We start from the raw sequence: 11,879 nt of genomic DNA on the forward strand, positions 1-11,879 counted from the left end.
GTTTGGAAGCATCTTTTAGTCGTGTGGATGGCACATGGGCCTTGGTTCCGTATGGAGCCCTGACTGGCACTTCTGGTCGTCTCGTCGCTCATGTGCTACGTACGGTTTGCCTGTCGCCGCGAGGACGCCATCCTCGAGCTAAGCTGGTGCGCGCCGAGGTCTCGGCGAGCGCTAGCTGTCAGCGCAGGTGCGTGCGGTCGGCGAGCAGCGTGCGAATGATCGCGTCAGCATCGCCTTGGAGTGTTCTCATCGGCGGGCGGAGGGGGTGAGATTTTGCATAGTAGTTTGCACCGCAGATGATGCCGATGCAGCTGATAAGCGTTTGAAATCTAAAGAACCTATCGCAGTGTCGTCCCCACGCAACGTTATGCGTTTCCCTCAGATTGTCCCACGCTGACACCCAGTCCGCAGGGCATGCGAACCGGCTTCGTAACTGTTACAACCTTGCCTAATTTTAGCATTCTGTAATTCTCTTTTTTTCACCGGAGGAGAAGCGACATGCTAAGACTAGGTACGCTCTTTCTTGCCACCTTGAGTTTGACGGCAGCTTCGAATTTCAATGCCAATGCGCAGGAAACCACGGGTGAATTGGGTTCGCCCAGCGCAACAACGACGATCGACGGTCGATATCTACCGAACCCGCCGGCGGCGTTCGGTGGAGAAATCGGCCTCGACGCGAAAGCCTCAAAACCCTATTGGCCACCGCAGATCGTCCCCCGAAAGGGCGCCCCGAACATCCTTCTGATCATGACCGATGACGCTGGATACGGCGTTGCGGGCACTTTCGGAGGCGTGATCCCCACGCCGGCACTCGACCGTGTCGCAAACGCGGGGTTGCGCTTTACGCAGTTCCATTCCACCGCGCTCTGCTCGCCGTCGCGCGCCGCGCTTATCACCGGCCGCAATCACCATTCAGCGGGTTTCGGCGTCATCTCCGAGCAGGCAACCGGCTATCCCGGCTATGACTCGATCATCGGCATAGAGAACGCTACGATCGGCGAGATCCTGAAGCAGAACGGCTACGCCACGTCCTGGTTCGGAAAGAACCACAACACGCCCGCTTTTCAGTACAGCGCCGCTGGTCCGTTCGATCAATGGCCGACGGGTATGGGCTTCGACTACTTCTATGGGTTCATGGGTGGCGACACCAATCAATGGGAGCCGTACCTGTTCCAGAACACCACCCAGATTTTCCCCTGGACCGGTAAGCCCGACTACAACCTCATAACGGACACGGCCGACAACGCCATTGATCATATAAAGCAGCTAAATGCGGCAGCACCCGACAAGCCGTTCCTCGTTTACTACGTGCCCGGTGCCACTCATGCCCCCCACCATCCAACCAAGGAATGGATCGACAAGTTCAAGGGCAAGTTTGACATGGGGTGGAACGAGTTGCGCGAGCAGATTTTCGCCAATCAGAAAAAGCTCGGCGTCATTCCCGCCAACACGCAGCTAACCGAATGGCCAGAGAGCCTCCCGAAATGGGATTCTCTCGACGAAGAGAGCAAGAAGCTGTTCGCGCACCAGGCTGAGGTGTTTGCTGCCTACGTGGCCTACTCGGACCATGAGATCGGGCGGGTTATCCAGGCCGTCGATGATCTGGGTAAGCTCGACAACACCCTCGTCATCTACATTGAAGGTGACAACGGCACCAGCGCCGAAGGAAGCGTGCTCGGAACCCCGAACGAACTGATCACGATCGAAGGCATGCAGATGCCGGTCGCAGAGCAGATGGCGTTCTATGATAAATGGGGCTCCAACCAAACCTATCCGCATATGTCGGTTGCCTGGTCATGGGCGTTTGACACGCCGTTCAAATGGACGAAGCAGGTTGCTTCGCACTTCGGCGGCACGCGTCAGGGCATGGCGATGTCCTGGCCCGCACGGATCAAGGAAGCCGGTGGAGTTCGCACTCAGTTCCACCACATGATCGATATCGTTCCTACGATCCTCGAAGCAACAGGCATAACCGCCCCGGTTATGGTCGATGGCGTTGCGCAGAAACCGATCGAAGGCGTGAGCATGGCCTATACATGGGACAATGCCCAAGCCTCATCTGCCCGCAAAACGCAATACTTTGAAATGTTCGGCAATCGCGGCATCTACAGCGATGGCTGGTATGCCTGCACGACACCACCAGCAGCGCCGTGGTTGATGGGCACGACGGCGATGCCGGACGTCGTCGATGGCTATAAATGGGAACTGTACAACCTCACTGAGGACTATTCCCAGAACAACGACCTTGCTGCAAAAATGCCGGAAAAATTGCACCAGATGCAGGAACTGTTTCTGATGGAAGCGGCGAAGTACGACGTCTTCCCATTGGACAACTCGATCCTGGAACGCCTTGAGACGCCACGGCCGAGCGCCACCGCCGGACGGAAGGAGTTCAGCTACGCCGGCGTGATGCCAGGTATTCCGACAAGCAATGCACCCAACGTCATCAACAAATCCTACACGATCACCGCAGAGGTAACCGTTCCCGAAAACGGCGGCGAAGGTATGCTCGTCACCACGGGGGGGCGCTTCGGTGGATACGGGTTCTATCTCCTCAAGGGCAAACCCGTATTTCTGTACAACTTCGTCAATATGGAGCGCTTCCGTTGGGAGGGGCAGGACACCCTTTCATCCGGCAAGCACACGCTGGTGTTCGATTTCAAATCTGACGGACCCGGCATGGGCAAGGGCGGCACTGGCGTCCTGAAGGTGGACGGCAAGGAGGTCGCGAACGCGAAAATACCACACACGATCCCGGCGCTCATGCCTTGGGATGAGACTTTCGATGTGGGCGTCGATACTCGCACAGGTGTAGATGAAACTGATTATCAGGTCCCGTTCGCCTTTAACGGTGAAATCGCAAAGCTTACCGTCAATCTGCAGCCGTAAACCTTAATTTGCGGGCTTTGGGGATTTGCGTCCCAGAGCCCGCAGTTTCAGACTTCAGAGTTTACGATGCGATGTGACGCATGGTGGGCCCGCAGGAATTCTGAAAAGCAAGCAAACTCAGGCACTTCGAAAAATGTGGGACAAAAAACGGCTTCTGGCAACCGTACCATTCTCCTTATTTCTTCTCTTTCTCGTTTGAAGCGCCTCGGTGCGCCGCTCCCGTCGATCGTGCTCGTGCGCCCCGCGGACGCGCCGTCTCTCGTGCATCCTGGCCCGGTCCGGTCTCAGACGAAGATCTGATGTTCCGCCGTTACCAATTCCTGCAGGAAGGTGACCACCGTGCGCACGCGCACGAGGTCCCGGGCGCTTTCGTGATAGGTGGTCCAATAGGCGCGGCGGATCGTCGTTTCCGGCAGGATGCGTTTGAGCTCCGGCGTGTGGCGGGCGATATAGTTGTGCAGGATGCCGATGCCGGCGCTGGAGCGCACGGCTTCCGTCTGGCCGGTGGCGCTGGAGATCTCGAACGAGGCGTCCCAGCTTCGCATGATCTCGGCGGAGAAATTCAGAGATGGCGTGAAGATCAGGTCCTCGACATAGCCGATGCGGCGATGTTCCCTCAGATCGTCAATCGTCTGCGGCGTCCCGTGTTTTTCCAGGTAGTCCGATGAGGCGTAAAGACCGAGCGTGTAATCCGTAAGCTTCGAGGAGACGAGGCGCCCCTGTTCCGGTCGCTCGATGGTGATTGCGATATCGGCCTCGCGCTGCGACAGCGAAAAGGAACGCGGCACCGGCACCAGTTGCAGCTTCAGTTCCGGATAGCGGGCCGTCAGCCGCCCAAGGCGCGGCGCCAGGAACGAGACGCCGAAGCCGTCGGGCGCGCCGATGCGCACTGTGCCGGCGATCGCCGTGTCGATCCGGCCGATCTGCGATTGCGCCGCCAGCATCTCCGTCTCCATCCGCTCGGCTGCCGTCAGGAAGATTTCCCCTTCGGCGGTCAGCTCGCAGCCATTCGGCCGGCGCACGAGAAGCCGGGTCTTCAAGGTTTCCTCGAGCGCCGTCACCCGGCGGCTGAGCGTGGCATGGTTGACGCCGAGCCGCTTCGATGCCGCCAGGATCTGCCCGGTGCGCGCCACGGCTAGAAACATTCTCACATCGTCCCAATTCATAGGCAGATACCTCGTCTCAACACCATGGACTTTAGTTTTTGCACAACGGTTGCTGAATATCGGAAATTGCTTTGTTGAAATCGTAGTGCGATCATGCCGCCACAATCAAGGTCTGGAGGAACCAACCATGTACGAACTCGGTCATTTCATCGATGGCAAGCGCGTCGCCGGCAAGAGCGGTCGCGTCAGCAACATCTTCAACCCGGCAACCGGCGAAGTGCAGGGCACCGTTGCGCTGGCGAGCGAGGCGGAGCTTGCGGCAGCGGTCGAAAGCGCCAAGGCGGCGCAGCCGAAATGGGCGGCCACCAACCCGCAGCGCCGTGCCCGCGTCTTCATGAAGTTCGTCGAGCTCCTGAACACGCATATGAACGAACTCGCCGAGATACTCTCGCGCGAACACGGCAAGACCGTCGAAGACGCCAAAGGTGACCTCGTCCGCGGCCTCGAAGTCTGCGAATTCGTCATCGGCATTCCGCATCTGCAGAAGAGCGAATTTACCGAAGGTGCAGGCCCCGGCATCGACATGTACTCGATCCGCCAGGCCGTCGGCATCGGCGCCGGCATCACGCCGTTCAACTTCCCGGCGATGATCCCGATGTGGATGTTCGCCCCGGCGATCGCCTGCGGCAACGCCTTCATCCTGAAGCCGTCCGAGCGTGACCCGTCCGTTCCGATGCGCCTCGCAGAACTGATGATTGAAGCTGGCCTGCCGGCAGGTATCCTCAACGTCGTCAACGGCGACAAGGGCGCCGTCGACGCGATCTTGACCCATCCGGATATTGCCGCCGTTACCTTCGTCGGCTCGACCCCGATTGCCCGCTACGTCTATGGCACGGCAGCGATGAACGGCAAGCGCGCCCAGTGCTTCGGCGGCGCCAAGAACCACATGATCATCATGCCCGACGCCGATCTCGACCAGGCCGCCAATGCGCTGATGGGCGCCGGCTACGGCTCGGCCGGCGAGCGCTGCATGGCGATCTCGGTTGCCGTCCCGGTCGGTGAAGAAACCGCCAACCGCCTGATTCAGAAGCTGACCCCGATGGTCGAAAGCCTGCGCATCGGTCCCTACACCGACGAAAAGGCCGACATGGGTCCGGTCGTCACCAAGGAAGCCGAACAGCGCATCAGAAGCCTGATCGACAGCGGTGTCGAGCAGGGTGCTGAGCTCGTGGTCGACGGCCGCGACTTCAAGCTGCAGGGCTATGAAAACGGCCACTTCATCGGCGGCTGCCTGTTCGACCATGTCACCCCGGACATGGACATCTACAAGACGGAAATCTTCGGACCGGTTCTCTCGGTCGTTCGCGCCAAGAACTACGAGGAAGCCCTCGACCTGCCGATGAAGCACGAATATGGCAACGGCGTCGCGATCTACACCCGTGACGGCGATGCGGCCCGCGACTTCGCCTCGCGCATCAACATCGGCATGGTTGGCGTCAACGTGCCGATCCCGGTTCCGCTCGCCTACCACTCCTTTGGTGGCTGGAAGTCCTCGTCCTTCGGCGACCTGAACCAGCATGGCCCGGACTCGATCAAGTTCTGGACCCGCACGAAGACCATCACCGAGCGCTGGCCCTCGGGCATCAAGGATGGTGCCGAGTTCGTCATGCCGACGATGAAGTAACGGGACATCAGATCCTCCCGCCTCAGGGCCTCCTTCGGGAGGCCCTTTTTTGTTGCGCGCCGGGGACCTCCCTCGGGAGCTCCTTTCCTGTTGCATGCCATGCTGCGCTGCAACTAATTTGATATCCCCGAGGCGCTGAAAATTGATTCGCGCCTCGGTCGAATATTGCAGGCATTTCGATCGTTCTTTTGCATGGAAGGCTCATCCGGGGGGATAGCCACAGTTCGCTGGGTTCACAAATGACGTCATCCTGTCGCAACGCGGCGCCTGTCTGTTAGCGGGCGGCCGCAAGCTGATTTCATTGAGAGAGGTTTTATCATGGTCGTGGCCGAAACGGCGTCGATGCAAGGGACGTCGACGCAGAGGGTACCGGACAATTTCCACCGCCTGTCGTTCAGCGGTAGCGGAAAAGAGTATTTTGGCATCTGGATCGTCAACGTGCTGCTGACGATCATCACGCTCGGCATCTATTCCGCCTGGGCAAAAGTCCGCCGCAACCGCTATTTCTATGGCAATACTGTGCTGCTCGGGCGCGCCTTCGAATATCATGCGAAGGGCAAGCAGATCCTGATCGGCCGAGTGATCGTGTTCGCCTACCTGATTTTCTACAACGTCATGCTGACCTTCGTGCCGATCGCCGGCATCATCCTTGCGCTGCTGCTGGTGGTCTTCTTGCCGTGGCTGGTCGTCAGGGGCCTGCGTTTCAGCGCCCGCGTCACCAGCTATCGCAATGTGCGGTTCGATTTCGTCGGCGGCGTCGGCGGTGCGTTCCTCGCCTTTATCGTCGGTCCGGTCATCTCGGTTCTGACGCTCGGAATCCTGGTGCCGCTCGCCAGCCGCTGGTCCTACCGCTACATCGGCAGCAACCTGCGTTACGGACAAAGGGCATTTACGACCGATCCTTCGGTCGGTGCGATCTACAAGTCCTGGTTCCTGTCGGCGGCCATCATCGTTGCTGGCCTGCTGATCATCGCCTTTATCGGTTTCCTCAACCTGGCCGTGATCATGACGCTGTTCGACGGTTCCTATGTGGCCACCCCGGAATTGCAGGTTTCGATGATTGCGTTGTTCGTCATCGGCTACATCGCGTTCTTCTCGATCTTCGGGGTCGCGACGCTGTTCTATCGTGCTGGCGTTCGCAACGTCGCCTGGTCGGCAACGACCTTCGACGGCAAGCATCAGCTGACGAGCGATCTGTCGCGGGGCCGTTACGCCTGGATCACGATCACCAACGTGATCGTCACCCTCCTCACACTGGGCCTGATGCGTCCCTGGGCTGCGGTGCGCATGACGCGCTATGTCAATGAACATACGGGTGTACATTTCGAAGGTAATGTCGGCGAGATGTTCGACAAGATCGCCCAGGAAGGTTCGGCCGTTGGTTCGGAGTTCATGGATTTCGAAGGCTTCGACTTTGGCTTCTAGCGTCACAGAGATTGCTGTTGGCGAGTGGCATCCGGCCGGTTCCAGCCGGTCGGCGCCCTCGCGGCTGATCGAAGATGGCGGCGGCGTCAAAGCCTTGGGTGAGGACGGTGTCGAACTTGCAGGCGGCGTGCTTGCCGCCGTCGACATTTCCGCGCGTGTCGGCGCCATTCCGCGTCGTGTCGAGTTTCCCGACGGTTCGCTGTTCGAGACGACCGACAACGACGCCATGGATCGCTTCCTCAAACGGAAGGGAAAAACCAGTCTCGTCCACGAGTGGGAGCGTTTCCACCCGCGCCTGATCGCGGTCGTTTTGGCGACCGTGCTCTGCGGCGTGGCCATCTATCGTTATGCCGTGCCGGCGCTCGTCGAAGTCGCCGTGCTGGTGACGCCGCCGATCGTGCCGAAGATCATGTCGGCAAGCACCTTGGAAACAATGGATCGAACGCTGCTCGACACGTCGGCGCTTTCAGCTGAGCGGCAGAACAAGATCCGTGACGGGTTCAACGCGATCGCGCGCCAGTCCGATCGCGGCGAGGGCGGATATAGGCTCAACTTCCGCAAGGGTGGCACCATCGGCCCGAATGCCTTCGCGCTACCCGACGGCACGCTGATTGTCACCGACGAGCTGATCGAGCTTGCCGGCGACGATACCGAAATGATCATCGGTGTGCTGGCGCACGAGATCGGTCACGTCGAGCTCGAGCATAGCCTGCGGCAGATCTACCGTGCCGCCGGCGTCGCCGGGCTGATCATGATGATCGGCGGCGACATCGGGTCCGGTGCTGAAGACATTCTGGTACAGGGCGCCGGTCTTTTGACGTTGTCCTACTCACGCGGCGCGGAAAGTGCTGCGGACAGGCACTCGGTCGAGTTGATGCAGAAGGCCGGCAGGGATTCGACGGCGATCGCCCGCTTCTTTGATCTGCTCGAAGACAAGCTCGATGACCACGGCGACACCAGCATCCTGTCGACCCATCCCGGCACGCCCGAGCGTCGCAAGGCAATCCTCGACTATGCTGCCCAGTTGCGTGCCGGGGCCCAATGAGCCTGCGGTTCTTGCCGTCCAGCGACCTGAAACGAAAACAGCGGGCCGAGGCCCGCTGTCCGTAACGCGAGTTCGGTTCGCGATCAGTCCTGCGGGCCGTCGTTGTAGCCGACCTTGTCGACCAGTTCCGATGCCTTCTTGCGGTTGGCGGCAATGTCGGCCAACGGCAGCTCGTCGGGCTTGATCGTGCCGAAGGACTTGACCACGTCGGAGGGCTCGGCACCCGGCAGCACCGGATATTCGTAGACCTGCTCGGCGTAGATCTTCTGGGCTTCGCCTTCCGACAGGAATTCCATCAGCTTCAGCGCGTTGTCCTTGTTCGGGGCGTTCTTGGCGAGTGCCATGCCCGAGATGTTGACGTGCGTGCCGCGGTCCTTGGCGTTCGGGAAGAGCACCTTGATGGCGGCAGCCCAATCCTTCTGTTCCGGCTCCTTCTCGTTGGTCAGCATCAGACCGACATAGTAGGTGTTGCCGAGTGCGAGGTCGCATTCGCCGGCGAGAATCGCTTTGGCCTGGTCGCGGTCGCCGCCGTCGGGCTTTTTGGCGAGATTGTTCTTGAGGCCCGTCAGCCACTTCTCGGTTTCGGCTTCGCCATGGTGGGCGATCATCGAGGCGAACAGGCCGATGTTGTAGGAGTGCTGGCCGTCGCGGGTGCAGATCTTGCCCTTCCACTTCGGATCGGCAAGTTCTTCATAGGTGATGTCGTCCTGGGCGACGCGGTCCTTGGAAGCGTAGACGACGCGGCCGCGCGTGGTGAGGCCGAACCAGTTGCCGTCAGGATCGCGGAAATGTGCCGGGATGTCCTTGCTGATCGTCTCGTTGACGACCGGCTGGGTGACGCCTGCGTCCTTGGCTTCGGTCAGGCGGCTGATGTCGACCGTCAGGATCACGTCGGCCGGCGAGTTGGCGCCTTCGGCCTGGATGCGCTCGACGAGGCCCTTGTCGAGGAAGAGCACGTTGGTGGTGATGCCGGTTTCCTTGGTGAAGGCGTCGAGCAGCGGCTTGATCAGATCGGGCTGCCGGTAGGAATAGATATTGACCTCACCGTCGGCCCAGGCGGCGCTCGTCGTAAGCAGGGTTGCCGTCAGGGACAAAACGCCCATCGCTGCTCTTGAAACGGACATCGCTTCCTCCATTTTCTTGTTTGAGCTAAGTTAACAAAAATGCTCATCTTTCTTGACCTCAGCGCCCAGAACAGTCAATCGGGAAACGGTTAACACTCAACAAGAAGTGAATTTTCGAGCTTTTTGGAATTGTTCCAAACTACGATCCGTCCTATATGATGAACTCGTGAACCTCTCGAATGCCGGAGTGAATGATGCGTCTGACGAAACAAACGAACTACGCGGTTCGCATGTTGATGTACTGCGCCGCCAACGGAGAAAAGCTCAGCCGCATTCCCGAAATCGCCAGGGCCTATGGCGTTTCCGAGTTGTTTCTCTTCAAGATCCTGCAGCCGCTGACCAAGGCCGGCCTTGTCGAGACCGTCCGCGGCCGCAATGGCGGCGTGCGCCTGCCGAAGCCCGCATCCGCCATCACCCTGTTCGATGTCGTCAAGGTAACGGAAGACAGCTTCGCCATGGCGGAATGCTTCGAGGCCGGCGAGATCGACTGTCCGCTCGTCGATAGCTGTGGCCTCAATTCGGCGCTCCGCAAGGCGCTCAACGCCTTCTTTGAGGTGCTTCAGGGCTACACGATCGACGACCTCGTCAAGGCGCGTCCCCAGATCAACTTCCTGCTCGGTCTCGAAGAAACGAAGCGTCCGCAGACCACGGCTGCCTGACGATCCAGGGCCTAGTGCATGTCACCTTAAATCGACCTCGTTTTAAGGACAAAGATATGCAGCAAATCAAAGTGCTACAGCGACCTTTGCGCGTCTGATAGAACGCGCGGCGCTGTAGCGGAGCTTCGCTGGGTTCACCCCTGCGGCAGATATTCCCGCAATATGAAATCGATCGCGGTCGGGTCGATTTCCGCCTTGTCGATGCGGAAGTCGGCACCATACTCCTCCAGATTCTGAAAGTAGGGATCGGCGAGCGACGCCGAAATCACCCCGATCGGCCCGATGTAACCCTGGTGCCGAAGCGCCGGCACGGTCTCGCGGAAATCGCGCTGCGGCTGAAGTCGGTTGTCCAGGAGGATCATCGACACCGGCTTGCCCGAGCGCAGGAACTCCAGCGCGCCCTCCATCGTCTGGCAGTAATGCAGCTCGATCTCGATATTGCTCACCTTGCGGATCAAGGCGCGCAGGATCAGGTTTTCAGTCGGATCGTCGTCAACGAGCAGGATGTGAGCTTTTCGCGTCATGACCGATACCCTTGCTGATTTGCAGGCGTCCTGTTCGTTGGGCGTGGTGTAGTGGGATACCACGCATCGGCTGTCACTGGATGATCTGTTCTCGGATCGCCTTCGCCACCATCTGGGTGCGGTTGACGACATCAAGCTTCTTCAGGATCGTTGCGGTGTGGGAATTCACGGTGTGCTCCGACACGGAAACGATGAGAGCGATCTCGCTTGCCGTCTTCCCGTGCGAGATCCACTTGAGAATTTCGGTCTCCCGCGGCGTTAGGCCCATGCCGGTCTTGTTGGCCAGCGCGATGCGATAGAAGTAGTCGAAGGCTGAGACCGCGTCATAGGCGACTTCGACATGCTCGGTGCGGCCGATGTCATCGCCATCACCGAGAAAGAGAACGGCGTAGCGCGCGCCGGTGGCAGCCGCATGCACGGGCACGCTGAGCAGCAGCTCGAAACCGAGCTGCACGAGCAAATTCTGGCTGGTGTCGCAGCCCGGGTCGTCCGTCCGCCAGATGGAGGAAATCGCCGACCGGTGCAGCGTCTTGTAGAAGAGGGAGTCACCGAAGCGGTGGCGCTTGTCGTATTCCTCGGCAAGCCCGGACGGAAGATCATGCAGCACCAGGCGGGTGGACAGCATGCACGCGTCGTTCTCGTTGCCGAGCTGAAGAATGCCGAAATGGCTGAAGCCGAACCTGAGCGCCATCGTGTGGAAGATGCGGAAGAAGTCTACGCGGTTCAGCGCTTTCTCAAGTTCGTCGCGAAGATCGTATCGCCTGTGATTTTCCAGCAAAGCCGCCACGGAATGGCTATCCCCTTGTCGTCGCGCGGCAGTCTATCCGGCGCGCCGGAGCGATCAACCGGCAAAGATCGGCGCCGGCATTGCTGGCAGCAAGCATCATGCCCGTCCCTCGGCAAACCTGCCGAAAGACGGCAAACTGTAAAAGGCGGCTGCCGGTCCCTCCCAAGGACGTCTGGGCACGTCGATTGTCTCCCCCGAGTTTTGTATACATTCTATTGCACAATCCTGTTGGTGATTTCTACCATAGTATCTTGGGATTGACGGAAACCTGTCGGTACCGAATCTCACTCTCGTGAGGCGAATGATCGTGTATTCCGCAGGCCCGCCGTTCGCGCTAGAATAAAGGCGGGCATCCGGGGCGAGACTAGCCCCGGTGGAGGGACGAACAAGGCACGTTGTAAACCCTGCGGAAACAGCCGGGAAGCCTTGGTTCGAAGGTGTCGCGCTGCATTGATTCGTCAGTCGATTCTAAAACAGTGGACAGAGATCCCGGCTCTACCTGCGGGCGAATTTTTCGCATAGACAAATTTATGCGGCGACTTATTGCAATGCGACGCCAAATGTCGTTCCATCCGGCCTTGACCGGGGGGCAACGGCATTCCGCGTCAGGAAAACTCGAGAACAAAAACAAATCTG

At 59.4% G+C, this 11,879-nt stretch carries 9 protein-coding genes; 5 read left to right on the forward strand and 4 right to left on the reverse strand.

Going from position 1 to position 11,879, the window contains the following annotated elements; translation table 11 throughout:
* The first annotated feature begins 498 nt into the window (after nt 1–498).
* Nucleotides 499–2,889 carry an arylsulfatase gene (locus tag ACTJKE_RS00345; RefSeq protein WP_058325414.1) on the forward strand — a complete coding sequence of 797 codons (2,391 nt, stop codon included), beginning with the start codon at nt 499–501 and terminating at the stop codon, nt 2,887–2,889.
* 284 nt (nt 2,890–3,173) lie between these two features.
* On the opposite strand, the gene ACTJKE_RS00350 is transcribed toward ACTJKE_RS00345, so the two are convergent.
* Nucleotides 3,174–4,055, reverse strand: a complete 882-nt coding sequence (locus tag ACTJKE_RS00350; protein ID WP_058325415.1) for a LysR family transcriptional regulator — start codon at nt 4,053–4,055, stop codon at nt 3,174–3,176.
* A gap of 127 nt (nt 4,056–4,182) precedes the next feature.
* On the opposite strand from ACTJKE_RS00350, the gene ACTJKE_RS00355 reads away from it, so the two are divergent.
* The 3 genes from ACTJKE_RS00355 to ACTJKE_RS00365 all read left to right on the forward strand — a co-directional run bounded on the left by ACTJKE_RS00355 (nt 4,183) and on the right by ACTJKE_RS00365 (nt 8,149).
* Nucleotides 4,183–5,679 (forward strand): CoA-acylating methylmalonate-semialdehyde dehydrogenase, encoded by a 1,497-nt coding sequence (locus ACTJKE_RS00355; RefSeq protein WP_058325416.1) that lies wholly within the window; start codon nt 4,183–4,185, stop codon nt 5,677–5,679.
* A gap of 318 nt (nt 5,680–5,997) precedes the next feature.
* Nucleotides 5,998–7,104, forward strand: coding sequence for a YjgN family protein (locus tag ACTJKE_RS00360; protein WP_082663360.1), 1,107 nt, complete (start codon nt 5,998–6,000; stop codon nt 7,102–7,104).
* Nucleotides 7,094–8,149, forward strand: coding sequence for a M48 family metallopeptidase (locus ACTJKE_RS00365; RefSeq protein WP_058325417.1), 1,056 nt, complete (start codon nt 7,094–7,096; stop codon nt 8,147–8,149). Before ACTJKE_RS00360 ends, ACTJKE_RS00365 begins: the two co-directional genes overlap by 11 nt.
* 83 nt (nt 8,150–8,232) lie before the next feature.
* On the opposite strand, the gene ACTJKE_RS00370 is transcribed toward ACTJKE_RS00365, so the two are convergent.
* Entirely contained in the window at nt 8,233–9,252 is a 1,020-nt protein-coding gene (locus ACTJKE_RS00370; protein ID WP_057250963.1) for a Fe(3+) ABC transporter substrate-binding protein, read from the reverse strand.
* Nucleotides 9,253–9,467: 215 nt separating this feature from the next.
* Between ACTJKE_RS00370 and rirA the strand changes: the two genes are divergently transcribed.
* The gene (gene rirA, locus ACTJKE_RS00375; RefSeq protein WP_057251106.1) at nt 9,468–9,932 is read left to right on the forward strand and encodes an iron-responsive transcriptional regulator RirA; all 465 of its coding nucleotides are present in this window, start codon (nt 9,468–9,470) and stop codon (nt 9,930–9,932) included.
* A 134-nt stretch (nt 9,933–10,066) separates the two neighbouring features.
* On the opposite strand, the gene ACTJKE_RS00380 is transcribed toward rirA, so the two are convergent.
* A complete protein-coding gene (locus tag ACTJKE_RS00380) occupies nt 10,067–10,456 on the reverse strand; it encodes a response regulator (RefSeq protein ID WP_057250960.1) in 390 nt (129 codons plus the stop codon).
* A 73-nt stretch (nt 10,457–10,529) separates the two neighbouring features.
* Nucleotides 10,530–11,243 carry a helix-turn-helix transcriptional regulator gene (locus tag ACTJKE_RS00385; protein WP_058325418.1) on the reverse strand — a complete coding sequence of 238 codons (714 nt, stop codon included), beginning with the start codon at nt 11,241–11,243 and terminating at the stop codon, nt 10,530–10,532.
* Nucleotides 11,244–11,879 lie beyond the last annotated feature (636 nt).

Origin of the sequence: Ensifer sp. 22521 (assembly GCF_052044795.1) — a bacterium.
In the GTDB taxonomy this organism is placed as follows: domain Bacteria; phylum Pseudomonadota; class Alphaproteobacteria; order Rhizobiales; family Rhizobiaceae; genus Ensifer.